At 42.5% G+C, this 15,357-nt stretch carries 14 protein-coding genes and 1 other RNA gene; 6 read left to right on the forward strand and 9 right to left on the reverse strand.

All coding sequences use genetic code 11. From position 1 onward, the window contains the following. Nucleotides 1-20 precede the first annotated feature (20 nt). The 3 genes from fraI (at nucleotide 21) to AC5JL8_RS03175 (ending at nucleotide 3,450) form a co-directional block, all read left to right on the forward strand. Nucleotides 21-752 carry a septal nanopore formation protein FraI gene (gene fraI / locus AC5JL8_RS03165; protein ID WP_495878322.1) on the forward strand — a complete coding sequence of 244 codons (732 nt, stop codon included), beginning with the start codon at nucleotides 21-23 and terminating at the stop codon, nucleotides 750-752. Between the two features lie 257 nt (nucleotides 753-1,009). Continuing rightward, complete coding sequence (locus AC5JL8_RS03170; protein ID WP_495878323.1) at nucleotides 1,010-2,761, forward strand: ABC transporter ATP-binding protein; 1,752 nt, start codon at nucleotides 1,010-1,012, stop codon at nucleotides 2,759-2,761. Nucleotides 2,762-2,817: 56 nt separating this feature from the next. Then, nucleotides 2,818-3,450 carry a HupE/UreJ family protein gene (locus tag AC5JL8_RS03175; RefSeq protein WP_495878324.1) on the forward strand — a complete coding sequence of 211 codons (633 nt, stop codon included), beginning with the start codon at nucleotides 2,818-2,820 and terminating at the stop codon, nucleotides 3,448-3,450. 296 nt (nucleotides 3,451-3,746) lie between these two features. On the opposite strand, the gene AC5JL8_RS03180 is transcribed toward AC5JL8_RS03175, so the two are convergent. Next, nucleotides 3,747-4,424, reverse strand: coding sequence for a sugar transferase (locus AC5JL8_RS03180; protein WP_495878410.1), 678 nt, complete (start codon nucleotides 4,422-4,424; stop codon nucleotides 3,747-3,749). A 489-nt stretch (nucleotides 4,425-4,913) separates the two neighbouring features. On the opposite strand from AC5JL8_RS03180, the gene AC5JL8_RS03185 reads away from it, so the two are divergent. Then, complete coding sequence (locus tag AC5JL8_RS03185; RefSeq protein ID WP_495878325.1) at nucleotides 4,914-5,246, forward strand: hypothetical protein; 333 nt, start codon at nucleotides 4,914-4,916, stop codon at nucleotides 5,244-5,246. Between the two features lie 16 nt (nucleotides 5,247-5,262). Here AC5JL8_RS03185 and surE read toward each other — a convergent pair whose 3' ends face one another. After that, nucleotides 5,263-5,943, reverse strand: coding sequence for a 5'/3'-nucleotidase SurE (gene surE / locus AC5JL8_RS03190; RefSeq protein WP_495878326.1), 681 nt, complete (start codon nucleotides 5,941-5,943; stop codon nucleotides 5,263-5,265). 151 nt (nucleotides 5,944-6,094) lie between these two features. Here surE and psb32 point away from each other — a divergent pair, with 151 nt between their 5' ends. Continuing rightward, nucleotides 6,095-6,832, forward strand: a complete 738-nt coding sequence (gene psb32 / locus AC5JL8_RS03195; RefSeq protein WP_495878327.1) for a photosystem II repair protein Psb32 — start codon at nucleotides 6,095-6,097, stop codon at nucleotides 6,830-6,832. A gap of 103 nt (nucleotides 6,833-6,935) precedes the next feature. On the opposite strand, the gene AC5JL8_RS03200 is transcribed toward psb32, so the two are convergent. From AC5JL8_RS03200 to AC5JL8_RS03210, 3 genes are all read right to left on the reverse strand, one after another. Next, nucleotides 6,936-7,319: a DUF4346 domain-containing protein gene (locus tag AC5JL8_RS03200; protein ID WP_495878328.1), complete on the reverse strand. Its 384-nt coding sequence runs from the start codon at nucleotides 7,317-7,319 to the stop codon at nucleotides 6,936-6,938. Between the two features lie 109 nt (nucleotides 7,320-7,428). Further along, entirely contained in the window at nucleotides 7,429-8,610 is a 1,182-nt protein-coding gene (locus AC5JL8_RS03205) for a GNAT family N-acetyltransferase (RefSeq protein WP_495878329.1), read from the reverse strand. A gap of 210 nt (nucleotides 8,611-8,820) precedes the next feature. Beyond that, nucleotides 8,821-9,513: a RibD family protein gene (locus AC5JL8_RS03210; protein ID WP_495878330.1), complete on the reverse strand. Its 693-nt coding sequence runs from the start codon at nucleotides 9,511-9,513 to the stop codon at nucleotides 8,821-8,823. A 293-nt stretch (nucleotides 9,514-9,806) separates the two neighbouring features. On the opposite strand from AC5JL8_RS03210, the gene AC5JL8_RS03215 reads away from it, so the two are divergent. Continuing rightward, nucleotides 9,807-11,930, forward strand: coding sequence for a sensor histidine kinase (locus AC5JL8_RS03215; RefSeq protein ID WP_495878331.1), 2,124 nt, complete (start codon nucleotides 9,807-9,809; stop codon nucleotides 11,928-11,930). 17 nt (nucleotides 11,931-11,947) lie between these two features. Here AC5JL8_RS03215 and AC5JL8_RS03220 read toward each other — a convergent pair whose 3' ends face one another. The 4 genes from AC5JL8_RS03220 to AC5JL8_RS03235 form a co-directional block, all read right to left on the reverse strand. Then, complete coding sequence (locus AC5JL8_RS03220) at nucleotides 11,948-13,039, reverse strand: Gfo/Idh/MocA family protein (protein ID WP_495878332.1); 1,092 nt, start codon at nucleotides 13,037-13,039, stop codon at nucleotides 11,948-11,950. Between the two features lie 92 nt (nucleotides 13,040-13,131). Then, nucleotides 13,132-13,851: a ribonuclease III gene (rnc, locus tag AC5JL8_RS03225; protein WP_495878333.1), complete on the reverse strand. Its 720-nt coding sequence runs from the start codon at nucleotides 13,849-13,851 to the stop codon at nucleotides 13,132-13,134. Nucleotides 13,852-14,091: 240 nt separating this feature from the next. Then, an RNA gene (gene rnpB, locus AC5JL8_RS03230) (RNase P RNA component class A) lies at nucleotides 14,092-14,556 on the reverse strand. 48 nt (nucleotides 14,557-14,604) lie between these two features. Beyond that, complete coding sequence (locus AC5JL8_RS03235) at nucleotides 14,605-15,306, reverse strand: hypothetical protein (protein ID WP_495878334.1); 702 nt, start codon at nucleotides 15,304-15,306, stop codon at nucleotides 14,605-14,607. Nucleotides 15,307-15,357: the final 51 nt, after the last annotated feature.

Genomic DNA, 15,357 nt, shown 5'->3' on the forward strand with positions numbered 1-15,357 from the left:
GAAAATTTGAGAGATAATCTATGTTTCTACTGCTAAGCCGGGTACTGCTGTGGCTCTTAATTGGTACCATTGTATACTCTCTGTTCCAACGATTTTATCCGACAGGGAATTTTGTAGGGCGTTTACTCCTAGTCATTCTGTTTATCGTTCTAGCGTTGGCATTTATTAACCCCGCTGAACCAGCTGTGGCTTCTTTGTGGAGGTTGGTATCATTTCCGCTCAGACCGCTGGGAGCATCGATTTTGATGTTAATTTTTGCTGCCCAGCGAATCAAGGGAGGTGGAATAGACAAGCCAGGAGGATACTTGCTGGGCTGGGCACTAACAGTTTTGCTGTTAGCAAGTACACCAGCTATTGCCTACTTTCTGGTTAGAGCGCCGATCGCAATGGTGGGTGATACTCAGCTAGCAACTCCGGTAATTGTCCAGAATTTCCGTCTAGCCTCTTCTTTAGGATCAGCGGCTTCCCCATCTGAAACCCTAGTGGCTTTAGGGCCGCAAACTACCCCCAACATTTCAGATGTAGTAGGGGATAGTATCCTTGGTGAAAATCTGGGACGGGCAAATATAGCATTTAATTCTTTGGGAGTTCAAGTTCCGCCTTACCTGTTGCAAAATCCTCAGGACATTAGAGCTCGCGGTTTACGACTTGAGGACTTTGTACCGAGTGCAGAAACCCTGCAATTAACAACGCAAGTCTGGGAAAGTTATCTCAACCAGATTTACTTTTTCTTGCGTGGTCGCCAGTCTTAAGCCTAAAAAGTTAACAATAAAAAGGCCAAAGCGCTCTGGACTGGTGGCTGGCCTTATTTAAACTTTTATTTCTGGCAAAATGAGAGAAGTTTGAGTAGGCGTCCTGTAGATACGGAGCGGCTTCTCATAGAGTGGGCGGCTCCCGCTTTCTTAAAGCGACTTATTTGTTGAGTTGTGTAGGGCGGGCTGCTGAACTTCTGATAAGCCTAGACTGCTCAGTAGTTGGTCTAGAATGGTAACTTCTCAAAAGTATTTGCATGGCAAATTCTCGACGACTTGCTAAACTCGGTGCTTACCTGCGTCCCCATTGGCAGGAAGCTACTTTCGGCATTCTTGCTTTGTTAACTGTAAATGGATTGGGTGTTTATATACCTTGGTTGATTCGCGCTTGTGTTGAGAAACTTTCAAAAACTTTTAGCTGGTATGAAATACTACATTATGTAGTAATAATCATCTTGCTCAGTTCAGCGATGTGGCTCATCCGCATGGCTTCGCGCATTTGGCTGTTTGGAGTGGGACGCGCGGTAGAATTTGACCTGAAACAGCGGATTTTTGAACACTTACTTAAATTGGAGCCTGCTTATTTTGCCAGCAATACCATTGGTGATTTGATTAGTAGGGCTACCAGTGATGTGGAGAATATCAAGCGGTTGTTGGGTTTTGCAGTACTGAGTCTAGCAAATACATTGTTTGCTTATGCTCTGACACTGCCAGTAATGCTACTAATTAGTGTGGATCTGACATTAGTTTCCTTGGCAGTATATCCCTTGATGTTCTTTTTGGTGCATCTTTTTAGTAATCGTTTACGCCAACAACAAACAGTCGTACAAGAGCAACTTTCTGACATCAGTGAACTCATCCAAGAAGATATCAGTGGCATTGCATTAATTAAAATCTACGCCCAAGAAGAAAACGAGCGTCGAGCCTTTGCCAAGAAGAATCAACAGCTATTGAAGGCTAACTTAGAACTGGCGAAAAGCAGAAATACACTGTTTCCACTCATTGGCGGACTCGCTAATATCAGTTCGCTCATCATACTCTGGCTAGGAGCAACACGAATTTCTGCTGGAACCTTGGCTGTTGGAGATTTTTTAGCGCTATTAATTTATGTAGAGCGTCTGGTTTTCCCCACTGCTTTATTAGGATTCACAATTACTGCCTACCAACGAGGTGAGGTAAGTATTGATCGTCTAGAGGCGATTCTCTCTGTCACACCGAAGATTGAAGATACAACCGATGTTATTCATCTATCCAAAGCTGAAGTTAAAGGGTCACTTACAGCAAAAAATTTCAGCTATTCTTACCCAGGTTCTACTACCCCTGCTTTAGACAATGTTAGCTTTACGATCAATCCTGGGGAAACAGTGGCAATTGTGGGGGCCATCGGTTCTGGGAAAACTACTTTGGCGAATGCTTTACCCCGCTTATTAGATATTGAGCCAGGGCAATTATTTTTAGATGAGTTGGACATTACGAAGATAGCATTAGCAGATTTACGAGGTGCGATCGCCTACGTCCCACAAGATAGCTTTTTGTTTAGTACCACAATCAAAAATAATATCCGCTATGGTGAACCAGACAGGGAACAAGAAGATGTAGAAACAGTGGCTCAACTTGCCCAGGTTCACTCAGAGATTAACAATTTTCCGCAACAATACGAAACAATAGTTGGTGAGCGTGGTATTACTCTTTCTGGTGGGCAACGGCAACGTACTGCTTTGGCTAGAGCCATGCTAGTTGATGCCCCCGTGTTAATTTTGGATGATGCCCTCTCCAGTGTTGATAATCAAACGGCCACACAAATCCTCAAAAATCTCTCCAGTGGCACTGAAAGAAAAACTGTCGTTTTTATCACTCATCAATTGTCAGCAGCGGCCGCCGCTGACCGGATTTTTGTGATGGACAAAGGAAAAATTGTCCAGATTGGCAATCATTTAGAACTCTTGCAACAACAGGGTCTTTACAGAACTTTATGGAGCCAGCATCAAGTAGAGGAATTACTACGTTAGTTTCTTATCGGATTCGGGTAGTATAAATTACCAAAAAACTGATTTGGTATAAATTGATGTTGGCAATTGAGTTATCACCTTCTACTACCGCATTAAAGCATCGCCATCTTGGGGCGATCGCGGTTCTAGCCTTAATTAGCGTACTGAGTTCACTAAGTGGATTCCACGGTCATGAGTCTATTTCTAATTGTTGGGAAGGCTTGTTGTGGGGAATAGCAGATCCCGTAATTAGCTTGGATCGTTTGGCTAGTATTGTAGCTATTGGCTTACTTTCTGCTGGGATTGCTCGTGGTGCTTTGATCGCTGCATCTTTTGTTTTAGCAGCAGTCTTTGGCACAGCAGTTCATTTCTTCTATATGAATTTAGCAGGTGCAGACATAGCGATCGCAATTTCTACTGTGGCCATTGGCGTCATGCTGATGTCAAAACAACCAAACTTGATATTACTCTCATTGTTGGGGGCGCTGGCTGGTTTATTTCATGGTTATGCTAATGCTGAATTCATCGTTGGGGCTGGAATACTGCCCTTGGTAGTCTATGTGCTTGGCGTTACCTTAACTCAGTGTGTGCTGATTATGAGCGCCAGAGAAATTAATCAAATATTACCGAGTAAAATTAGCTTGATTAGTTTAGCTTTTGCTGCTTGTGGTATCGTATTTTTGAGTAACTCAATCAGAGCAATAATGTAAATAACAGAAGTTTTTATAGTCCATTGTTTTATTGTTGGAGAATAGTTAAGTCCAGTATTTTACCAATCAGCGCTCAATGAAACAATCGATTTTTCAGACTTGCATGGCATCATTAACAATTCAAAATTCCAAATTCAAAATTTAGAATTAAAGACATTTTTTAGTCGGGGATTTAAACCCCCGACTAAAACTAAGCAGAGTCGGAGCCACTCCGCACAGAAATTATTCTTCTGCCTTATGCCTTAAAACCTGTGACTTTGTGCTTCACGCAACGGATAAATTTTGAATTAATGTCTTTAAAAAGCTCCTTTTCTAGCAAATATTACGTAAATGGTTTTACTAATCAACAATAAGTCATAAAATAAATGCCAATTTTTTTGATAACGCAAGTCTAAATCAACTATTTGTTCAAAATCTGTCACTTGAGAACGACCGTTCACTTGCCATTCACCAGTTAAGCCAGGTTTAACATTTAAACGTTGCCAGTGGTGGGGTGTGTAGTTCACCACTTCATCAGCCGTCGGTGGACGCGTTCCGACTAAACTCATTTCTCCTACTAAGACATTCCAAAATTGAGGTAGTTCATCTAAACTAGTGCGTCTCAAGAAGCTACCTACCTTAGTTACTCGAAAGTCATTTTTATTTTTAAATATAAGTCCGTTAGCCTCATTTTTGACTAAAGTTTTTAATTCTTCCGCATTACTAACCATTGAACGGAATTTACGGATACGAAATGAGCGTCCTTGAAGCCCATAGCGTTCTTGAGTGAAAAAAATTGGGCCTGGACTATCGATTTTAATAGCAATCGCGATCGGCACAAATACAATCGCCAGAATCAATAGCCCTACCAAGCTGCCTAAAATATCTAGACAACGTTTAAATTTAGATTGTAGCGAGGGGTGAGGAGTAAATTGTAATTCCCAAGCTGTAGAAGTGGCATTTTTAAAATTACTGTGTAATGTTGTAGTGTACATCATCCAGGCTAATATCGAGGATCACTTAGCTTTAATTGAATATAAACTCAACCCTATTAAAATTAATACACTTGTACCGTAATTTTACTTAATCTTTAATAAGATTCCCAATATCCTGATTTTTTATATTTTTAAGATAAAGTTGATCAAATAACTTATATAAGGATTGGCTCATCATTACTAAAAAAAATTAGTATAATTTACTACAATTTAATTAGTGGGTGGGAGATAGCCATAGCACGAAGAAAATACACAGGCACTAAAGGACGAATTTGATGGTAAAAATCATCAGGTAACGCATCTAGAAAGTAGATGGTAAATGAGAATTAAGGTTGCTAAATTACTAAGTTACGTAAAGTAAATATATTTATCTCATACAGAACTGGTATGAGAATGCAAAGTAAAAAATAATAAATTACGGATGCAGGGTGGCAGCCATCTGGTAGCTATACGTATATTAAATTATTCAAGAATAATAGTGATATTACTATGATGATTTCTCAAGATCGGGGTGGTAAAGAAATGATTTCCACAGGAGTCGAAGTAAAGATCAGTCGCTTGGAATCGATTGTTGAGCAAATTGGCGAAGCAGTACTCTCCACTACGGAGACAATTGAAAGTCTCGCACAAAGGTTGGAGACTCTTAGCGTGCAAGTTGAAGCTCAAGGACAGCAGTTACAGCAGCAGGGTTATCAAATCTTCGCATTGTGTGATGCTGTACAGACTCTCGCTGATTCTCAGGATAATTCATTACAAAAACTTAGCCAATTGACACAAACGCTAGATAAGCTGATGTCAATGCTTCAAGGGCCAGATGAGTAAGTATGCGGTTCAATAATTAAACTTTTAATTTGGTAACAGCGATGTTGCCAGAAAAACATACATCTACATCGCTACCTGGAGTGCGATCGCGTTTGCCATATTCTCCTACATAATAAAAATCATTGCCCTCAACACGGTAGTTGACGGGTAAAGGCTTGGTGCAGGGTTGGCAAAACACCAACTCAGGTGCAGGTTCTCCGGGTTGCAGATGAGGTAGATTCACATTCCAAAAGTTTCCTGGTTCTAGAGGACGCTGGAGTAAGTCAGCTAATACTCCAGCAGTGAATTTAGCAGCCAGTTCCCAGCCAAAATTTTGCTTGGCTTTGCGATAGTGAGAGATGGCAATTCCTGGAATCCCGTTCATTGCAGCTTCTCGTACAGCAGCAACAGTACCGGAAATATAAGCATCTACGCCTAAGTTGCCCCCAGCATTGATCCCTGACAACACAAATTGGGCATCTTCGCAAATTTGTGATATGGCAATTCTCACACAATCAGCCGGAGTACCTGCGATCGCATACTCAGTCTTTGAACGGCGCTGGAGGTTGATGGCACGAGTGGTGGTGACTTGATGCCCACAGCCAGATTGATGGTCTTTTGGCGCGGCGATAATCACATTTTTACCGTTGACAGCTTTAAGCAGCGCTTTAATACCAGGAGCGTCGATACCGTCGTCGTTAGTTAGGATGATAGTCATGTATTTCTAGTTTGAGCCATAAAAAACTTCGAGTATCAAACCTATCTTTTAGATGTAACTAAAACTTCAAAGCGCAAAAAGCTATAGACCAGGTGATTTTGACAGCGGTTGTGTAGTATTTTTGGTGCAAGTCTGTCTTAAGGTTTATCCAATGAAACAGCTCCTCAACCAAGTATTTAGCATTCAAAAACACTTTATTAAGCTCATTTTGCCATCGGTAATGCTCATTTTAGCTTCTTGGCTAATGGTTACACCTGCATTAGCCACAGGCGTATATCAAATACCCAACCTCTCAGCAGGCAATGGCACTTGGGTTATAGATCAAGGAGAAGTTATCAGCCGTATCAATGAAGGGAAGATTAGCAGCACTTTAGAGGATTTGGCAAAGCAAACTGGATACGAAGCGAGAATTGTCACCATTCGCCGACTCGACTATGGAGAAACACCAGAAAGTTTCGCTAAAGCATTGTTTGAAAAATGGTTTCCCACAAAAGAAGCACAAGCTAATCAAGCCTTATTAGTAATTGACACAGTTACTAATGGAACCGCCATTATCACCGGAGATAAAGTTAAATCCTTGCTGTCAGATTCTATAGCCGAGAGCGTCGCTTCGGAAACAGTCATGGCACCGTTGCGTAATGGTAACAAATACAACCAAGCATTTCTAGATGCGGGCGATCGCCTAGTTGCCGTCCTCTCCGGTAAACCCGATCCTGGCCCACCCCAAATTGCTGACAATGTGCAGGTAGAAGGCACATTCAAAAAAGCAGAAGAAACCGACCAAGGTAATGCAACTGCTTGGGTAGTAGGACTGTTAATTGCCGCTACCATTATCCCTATGGCAACTTACTACCTCTATCAAGTTAATCAACCTTCTAATAATGGCTAATTGATCCGTAATCAGCTGTCAGCAAACAGTAATCAGTTATCAGCCTATTAACTGTTAACTGATTACTGTTCACTGTTTAGCAATTACAAATTTGCTCATAGGTTTAATCTTGAACGTACTCTTGCCCTGTTACTAAAGCAACCTCAGCTCGGACAAATTCCCGACCCAAATAAGCTGCATGGTCTAACAGAGTCACCGGACAGGGCTGAGTTTCTTCAAATATTTTTACGCAAAGTTCCTTTGCTGTCCTAGCACTGAACACCGTCGTGTGAGTGCGTTCTACTTTACCTCTAGCGGGAATCACCTTCCCCGTTTCTGGATCGACAGCTAAACCACGCTCATCAATTACATTTGTGAAATGCTTGGCATAAATTAACTTTGCCTCTCTATCCAAGTAAATAATGAAATATCCACTAGGGTCAAGGTCAATATGACGTTGAGAAAGCTGGTTATCAATTGCTGCTAAATCTTCTACCATCAAATCCATAATCATTCTAAAAATTAAATCTGTTCAAATTTTTTACACTCTATTTCAAGTGTAATTCTTCCTTTACTATCTTCCGGTTCGTTCTTGTTAATTCTGTAATTTATAATTTTTAAGCATCGCGTTTACTAAAGGGTAACTCCGCATTCATCGCCTCAATTTCTTCTTGCTCCAGTCGATTAACTTCGCTGATATGAGGCCGTAAAATCAGTTCTAAACGTGTGTTGTAAAAGCGGTGCAAACTATGATTAGGTTTAGCAGGAAAACCACGACGTTTTTTGTGGCGTCCACCAGCCCCAGGATCAAAAATTTGGATATTGTTAGCGATCGCCCACTCAATTGGCGCATAATAGCAAGCATCAAAATGCAAGCAATCTATCTCTTGAAAACTGCCCCAATAGCGCCCATATAGTCTGTCGTCCTTAAATAAACAAAAAGACATTCCTAGAGGATGGCGATTATCTTGCTGACTATATGCAGCGAAAAACAACACCCGATGGCGATAATGCAGATGTAGCTGTTCAAAAAACCGCTTTGTCAGATACTTACTGCCCCACCAGCCAAACTTATCACAAGTATCCGCATAGAACTGATACATCAAAGGAAATAGAGACTGTGGGATTTGATCACCAGTTAGTGGTTGTAACCGTAAACCCGCCTTCTCCACTGCTTTGCGTTCTCGCTTTATATTGCGGCGCTGATTGGCATTGAACACATTCAAGTAGTCATCAAAAGCCTGAAAACCATCATTTTCCCAAATGTAGCTATGGTGTAACCAACTGGTAAAGCCATGCCGTTCCAATACAAGACGCCATTCAGGATCAACATAGAGAAAATGACAGCCAGAAATGCGATTCTTGGAGCAGAAAGAGTCAATCTCATGCACCATCAAAGCTGTAATCTCATCCTCATCTTCTCCAGTAGCAATTAAAAACCGATAGCCTTCAGCAGGAGTAAAAGGCGTCATTCCCAACAGTTTCGGGTAATACTCTACCCCAATACGTTCAGCCAAGTTTGCCCATTGGTGATCGAAGACAAATTCCCCAGCGCTATGACCTTTGAGGTATAGTGGGGCCGCAGCAATCAGCGTTCTGTCTCGCCACAGTGTTAAGTGATTTGGTAGCCAACCAGTTTTAGCCGTAGCACTATGGGATGTTTCGAGATTATTCAGCCACTCCCACTCCAAAAAAGGGGTTTTGAGCGGCAATGCTAAAGCATCCCATGCAGATTGGGGTATTTCGGCAATTTTGTGGCTCCAAACGATAGAATAGCGAGGCTTTAGTTTTTCTACCATCGTGTAGCTTTCCGGGATTGGGGACTGGGGACTGGAGGCTGGGGACTGGGAAGGAAGGGGCAGGGTGCAGGGGAGACAAGGGGACAAGGGGACAAGGGGAAAGAACCATGATTAACTCTTGCTTCTTGTCCCCCCATCCCCCATGCTCCTTGTCTTCTTTATCCAATACCCAATGCCCAATACCCAATCCCCAATCCCTAATAGGGTAATCTAATCTGCTGGTCGTTGCAGGCGATAGTGCAAAAAGACTTCCTGCTCAACTGTATGAACTTCTAAAAGTTGGAGATGGGGAGCTAAATGAGCTAAAAATCCCCCACCTTCCACGGGTGTAGGTGCGCTAATACCACCTAAAATTAGCGGACAGATTGTCAACCACAATTCATCTATTAAATCTAATTCCAGCATTGAAGCTACTAACTCACCACCACCTAATACCGCTAAACGTGGTATATGTAGAAGTGCCAGGTGATGCAAAGCAGCGGGAATATCAATTTTGCCCGTTGGTGTTTCAAAAACCAGAATCTGCTCGAATTCTGAACGTCCTTGCCAGGAAAGTGCCCCTACTGTTGTTGTGAGCAACCAGCGTTTAACTGGTTGTTTAAAAAAGTGAATTTCCGGATTGAGGTTAGCAGAGTGTGTAATGACTATATGAACTGGCTGGGTAGGCTTGCCCTCTTGAGTTCGATGTTGTAAAAGTGTTCGATGTGATACGGTTAGTGTAGTACCGTAGGCGCGGAGGGTATTGGCTCCTAACAGAACGGCATCAGAGGCAGCGATTTGTTTTTCCAGGTGCGCTTTATCAGTACTGGAGCCAAACCGAGCAGGCGATCGCCTGAAATCTGCTATTTTGCCATCTGCACTCATTGCCAAAACCACTATGGTATGAGGACGATGTTGCACCATTGAGTTGATCTATATAGTTTTATTATTTTCTTTGCTAGTATGATGATTCAAAAAAATTCATGCTTGCAAGCCACTGTTCACTAATTTCATCACTGTATCGATATGCAACACAAGTCTCTTTTACAACTATCCTCCAAGAGTTTTGGTATACCATGTTTCTTTTTGCAGCTTCTAACTTTGATATTTTTGAGAATTGGCGATAAAATCCTCATAACTTAATAAAATGTCTCATTTAGCTGGTTCAATTGCATATCTTTGCTGTTGTGGTTTGCAGATGCGAAGTGAGACACTCGATGGCTAAAACCCGTCAATCATCCTTTAGGCGTATTTTATTAACGAGAATACTGCTTTTGTTTGTCCCAGTGTTGCTGATAGGGGAGATTGTCGCCTTGAATAAGGCACGCTCTAGCCTATTAAAGACTGCTCGGCAAAATTTAGCAGAAAGTGCTGTTATTAAAGGGGAGAAGATTAATGATGCGATCGCTACCCTCAAAACTAGTTTGCTAATTGTAAGCCAAACAAAGGTTATACAGTCTGGTTCGCTCAATCAGGCGGAAGAATTTTTTGCTCAGATAGCGCAACAACTACCAACCAGCATCGAGTGCCTGCAATTAAAAAATCTGCAAACTAGCAAAATAGTTGCTAGTAGTTGTGGTGATAAAGCAATTGGAGACTTGAGTTCGCCTTTGCCTAGCCAAGGAGTTGAGATTACCGCAATATTACCCCCAAAGGCAGGAACAACCGGTTCAAGAGATCCAAAAAACCAACTGCACTTGTTATTATCCACCCCAGTCTATGATAATGCGGGTCAATTGCTTTATAACTTAAGTCTTCAGTCAGCATTGTACCAACAAACTCCAAATCAGCCGGGATCGCTCACAGGCGCTATGGTTGTCATTGCTGAAGATGGCACGATTTTAGCGCACCCATTAGTAGACCGAGTGGGGACTCATATTCAACAGCACCCATATGCTTCCCAAATCCAAAACATAATCAAAGATGTGAGCATTGGGCAAACAGATTCTATAAATTTATATTTTAAAGAAGGAAAAGAATTAATTGCTGGTTATACAGCTATTGCCAATCCTATTACACAACAGCCCCAGCAAAAATGGATTGTCTTAGCTGTGACAAGTGTAGACGATGCTCTGTTTGGTTTAGAGGAAATAAAACTTATCCTAATCGTTTTAACAGTTGGTTTGATAGGTGCAAGCTTACTGGCTTCATTATATTTAGCCCCTTACTTAGCAAGTCCTGTAGAAGAATTACGAGACTATGCTCTGAATATTTACAGCCACCACGCCGCACAACCAGTTCCTCACAACTTCAAAATTCGGGAGTTTAACCAACTAGCACAAGCATTAGACCAAATGGTCGAAAGACTCAAAGCTTGGGCAGAAGAACTAGAAATAGCGTGGAAAGAAGCAAAAACTGCCAACCAAATCAAAAGTCAGTTTTTGGCTACGACCTCCCATGAACTGAGGAATCCACTCAATATTATTATTAACTGTGTTCGCCTGGTTCACGATGGCTTGTGTGATAACCGGGAAGAAGAAATTGAGTTTCTCAAACGTGCCGATGAAACAGCGATTCATTTATTAGGCATTATTAATGAATTACTCGACATTTCTAAAATTGAGGCAGGTAAGCTTTCGGTAGTCACAGAACCTATTGACCTCCGACAATTACTACTGGAAGTAATTAATTTACAATCTGTAAATGTTCAACAAAGAGGCTTACAATTAAAAATCGATTTAGGTAGCAAGCCAATTCCAGTTAAGGCGGACGCAGCAAAATTAAAGCAGGTGCTGATTAATGTCATTGGCAATGCTACTAAGTTCACCGAAGAGGGAAGCATTACGATCGCTTGTGAAATTCAACATCATGATCACCAATCTCAGGTGATGATTAATGTCACAGATACAGGTATAGGCATTGATCCTGCCCAACAGCATAAACTATTTCGCCCCTTTGTAATGGTAGATGGTACAACTACACGCAAGTTTGATGGTACGGGATTGGGACTAGCAATTTCACGAAACTTAATCGAACTGATGGGAGGTAGCATTACCCTCAAGAGTGCAGGTCTTCATCAAGGTACAACAGTGACCATATCTTTGCCTTTAATTGAGATGTCGCTGTTGTCTTCCCCAGAAGAAGAAGAGGATTTAGAAGAACTGGCAGTTCCCTCTATAGATGAGAAAGCAATGGAAATGAACTGCTATCCTACCTTTCGGGAAGAGTCGTTGCTTGAGACTAGTACAGTTTGTGGAGGTACAAAAGCAGAGGTGGATACACAGAAGCACGATTTATCACTTCTCGATAATACTTGCGAGGTCAGCCTAGTTTCACCACAAGGTGTTCTTCCCTCCCTCCAGGCTGGAGGTGCTTGTGCTAAAGGAACTTCAGAAAGGTAAATTACGAATTAATAATTTTAATAAATTTTGTCGATAAAAATAGGTTGCCCACCCTGATTTAGAGATGCTGTGAGGGCAGCGAGAATTTGTACTAACTCTGTGCCTACCCAGCCAGATGAAACAACTGGGGGAATATTTTTAAGGATACAAGTAACAAAGCGATCGCAGACCCGCTGTAATGGTTCGGCCTTTTCTATTTCCAGTGTTTCTTGCCTTTGATTCACAGGCAGAAATTGATTTCCCTGGAGTTCAAACTCGCCATGTAGTAAAGTCAAAAGCGATAAAGGTGACATTTCATCAAAAATCAAGCTACCAAGACTGCCCACAACTGCCAGCCGCCGCTGTTTATCGCTATTCAGCCAGCACAGATGAATATATGCCTGAAAGCCATCTGGATATGTCAGCGTCACCCATACTAAATCGGCTAGTCCTTGAGGTCGAGAAGAATTTGTATCTTTCTTCCCCTCGGCTCCCCTCCTCTCTTGCTCCCCTGCAAGCGTAGCGACTCCCTGTAACCACACCGTACCCGTTGCTTGTACTTTCACAGGTAGCTGACCTAGCCAAGCGTTAAAGATGGCAATATCGTGAATAGCTAAGTCCCACAGCGCATCGACATCTTGCCGGACGGGGCCTAGATGGGTACGGGTGGCATAGCCGTAGCGTAAATTACCTAATTTACCTGCATGAACAATACTTTGCCCTTGTTCAACTGCTGGGTGAAATAAATAGGTGTGATCCACCATTAGGATTAAGTGCTGTTGCTCTGCCAATTGACAAAGTTCACGGCATTCTAACGGGTCTAGAGTTAAGGGTTTTTCTGCCAAAACGTGATATCCCTGCTGGAGGGCATCTCTAATGAGATCGTAATGGGTGATAGCAGGGGTTGCGATCGCCACTCCTGACAAATTTGGCACTTGTTTAATAGCCTGCCACTGGGTGGTCAATAATACATCTTCATTTAAATTAAATTGCTGTTTCACCTTCACTAATCGTTCTGGATTGGGGTCTACTACCGCTCCAATCCGTACTTGAGGGTGTTCTAAAAAATTCCTTAGTAAATGCACTCCCCAACGCCCAACCCCGAAGACAGCAATTGTAATTTTAGTCATTAGTCATTAATCAGTTGTGAGTTGCCAATGGTAAAAAAAATTACAACTGACAATTAAACAATGATTATCAACTAACAAATAAGCTTTTGAGTTCAGGGTTGTTCCTGATTAGTAATGGCTAAAAAAGCTACTTTAGCTGCGGCTTGTTCAGCAGCTTTGATCGAGCGGCCCTTGCCTTGACCTAACTGTTTTCCATGCAGCCAGACTTCAGCGACGAAACGCTCTTGATTGCGGTGTGGTTGGCTAACTTCCACAACCCGATATTCGGGTAAAACTTTAAATTGTGCTTGAGTCCATTCTTGTAAAGCGGCTTTGTAGTTGAGTCTGGCTGGGTCGAGACGAATTTCTGCTGCTAGTTTTTTGAAGTGAGGGTCTAGCCAAGGGCGAATGAGATCAAGATTGTTGGTGCTAAGGTACAAAGCACCGAGAACAGCTTCAAAAGCATCTGCTAACCGCGATTCTTGACCAACTTTATCAGCGGTAGCACTGCCAGCAACTAATAAATAAAGTTCTAAACCATATTCTCTTGCAAGTTGGGCGAGGATGCGATCGCTCACCAACACCGAACGAATTGCTGCAAAATCCCCCACAGGGCAATCTGGATAATGTTCCCACAAAACAACAGCCGCTACTAGTCGCACTACCGCATCGCCGACAAACTCAAGTTGTTCATAATTTGCTGACTCAGAGACAGTCGGATGAGTCAGCGCCAAGTCTAGCATTTGCCACTGTATAGGTGCTTCTTTTCGCAAACCTAATTTTCTGACTAAACTCTCGAGTTGCCGCTGACGGCGTGGATAAGCAAGAGACATCAAATAAGATGGGGGAACAGGAGAAGGGAAAATGACTGTTAACTGTAGACTCCTAACTCAACACTCAGCATTGGGCATTGGGGAGGCAGTGCGTTGGTGAGGCAGTGACGGGTAGGCAGGGGGTTTCCCCCATGAGCGACTGCCGAAAGGGTTCCCCGGCTTGTAGACGCAAAGCGGCTTCCTGCAGGGTAGCAACTGCCGTCATTGGGCATTCAACACTCAGCACTCAGCACTGAAATAGGGAGAGAGTTGGTAGTAAGCCGGGTTCTGTTCTCGAATGTAGAGAGGTTACAAGTAACTTCCCTGCATGAGGGCGGTTATCTATCTGGGACGCCTGTTACCAGACGCCTCTAGCGGCTCTGTTTTAGCGGAACTGGTAAAAGACCAACCGTAGTTCCTTTCGCCTTGCTCCCAACCGGGGTTTACCGAGCCAGCGCCTCTCGACGCTGCTGGTGCGCTCTTACCGCACCTTTGCACCCTTACCGGGGATTGGGTACTGGGGATTGGGTATTGGGGATTAGGAATATTTTTTCCCAGTCCCTAGTCCCTAGTCCCCAGCCCCTATTCCCGGCGGTATCTTTCTGTGGCACTATCCTCACGATCGCTCGCACTGGACGTTATCCAGCAAGTTTGGTCTTTCGGGAGCCCGGACTTTCCTCAAACCAGCCATTGTGACTGAATCTGCAACCGCCTACGCCTACTCTCTCCTTAAATCCAGTGTAATCTTGGATGGCATTATGTGTCTGATTTTGATTACTTCTTTTTATTCCAAGGCAGGGCGTATGTCCAAGGCAGTTTCCTGATGGTGAAAGGACAATTGACAATACACATGGGGGGGATATTTGCACCAGGAGCTAGACCAACGCGTACTTCAGATATTCGTAGTACCAGCTGTAGCGAAAATTCCAACTGCTTTGTTCTGTTAATAAAGTCATTGTATAACTTTTTGCTAGGGCCTTTTTGCAAAGCAGTGATATTAACTATCGGTTTTTTGGCTGAATAAGTACCAGCTACGGCATCGCGCTCGAAAACATCTTCCGCTGTCACTGTTTCTGAAAGTGTTTTTTTAGGAGCAATTAAGCTGGGGCTTTGGGGTACAGCCAAGTCACGAGTCAAATCTGGCGATTTACGAATCACCCGACGCGATTGTTTACTATGTTCTACCACCAAAGAGCTGTTGTCCCAGTCAACGTATATAGCATGATTATCAGATTTATTCTCAATGCTAATCGACAACTCTTTCAACTCGTCAAATGAGTATGAGGCATTGAGTTTAACAGAAATTCCTAGCTTATCTTGAAGATTTTGCTCTTTGAGTTGATCGTCAACGACTCCTTTTTTAAACTCAAATTTAACTTTGTCGTCAATCGATTCAATCATCAGATTAAATATATAAGTGACGCCGATGATATAAATCGTTAAAATAAATAAATTTTGGTCGCCGTTCCCTCTCATAATTTCAAATATAAACTCTCTGTATTAATTTTGTATATTTTAGTCATTTCC

The sequence above is a fragment of the Mojavia sp. genome (genome assembly GCF_059505145.1).

Bases quoted from the DNA above. Each gene is read 5' to 3' on its own strand.
- fraI (WP_495878322.1), top strand. From the start codon at position 21: ATGTTTCTACTGCTAAGCCGGGTACTGCTGTGGCTCTTAATTGGTACC.
- AC5JL8_RS03170 (WP_495878323.1), top strand. From the start codon at position 1,010: ATGGCAAATTCTCGACGACTTGCTAAACTCGGTGCTTACCTGCGTCCC.
- AC5JL8_RS03175 (WP_495878324.1), top strand. From the start codon at position 2,818: ATGTTGGCAATTGAGTTATCACCTTCTACTACCGCATTAAAGCATCGC.
- AC5JL8_RS03180 (WP_495878410.1), bottom strand. From the start codon at position 4,424: ATGTACACTACAACATTACACAGTAATTTTAAAAATGCCACTTCTACA.
- AC5JL8_RS03185 (WP_495878325.1), top strand. From the start codon at position 4,914: ATGATGATTTCTCAAGATCGGGGTGGTAAAGAAATGATTTCCACAGGA.
- surE (WP_495878326.1), bottom strand. From the start codon at position 5,943: ATGACTATCATCCTAACTAACGACGACGGTATCGACGCTCCTGGTATT.
- psb32 (WP_495878327.1), top strand. From the start codon at position 6,095: ATGAAACAGCTCCTCAACCAAGTATTTAGCATTCAAAAACACTTTATT.
- AC5JL8_RS03200 (WP_495878328.1), bottom strand. From the start codon at position 7,319: ATGGATTTGATGGTAGAAGATTTAGCAGCAATTGATAACCAGCTTTCT.
- AC5JL8_RS03205 (WP_495878329.1), bottom strand. From the start codon at position 8,610: ATGGTAGAAAAACTAAAGCCTCGCTATTCTATCGTTTGGAGCCACAAA.
- AC5JL8_RS03210 (WP_495878330.1), bottom strand. From the start codon at position 9,513: ATGGTGCAACATCGTCCTCATACCATAGTGGTTTTGGCAATGAGTGCA.
- AC5JL8_RS03215 (WP_495878331.1), top strand. From the start codon at position 9,807: ATGGCTAAAACCCGTCAATCATCCTTTAGGCGTATTTTATTAACGAGA.
- AC5JL8_RS03220 (WP_495878332.1), bottom strand. From the start codon at position 13,039: ATGACTAAAATTACAATTGCTGTCTTCGGGGTTGGGCGTTGGGGAGTG.
- rnc (WP_495878333.1), bottom strand. From the start codon at position 13,851: ATGTCTCTTGCTTATCCACGCCGTCAGCGGCAACTCGAGAGTTTAGTC.
- AC5JL8_RS03235 (WP_495878334.1), bottom strand. From the start codon at position 15,306: ATGAGAGGGAACGGCGACCAAAATTTATTTATTTTAACGATTTATATC.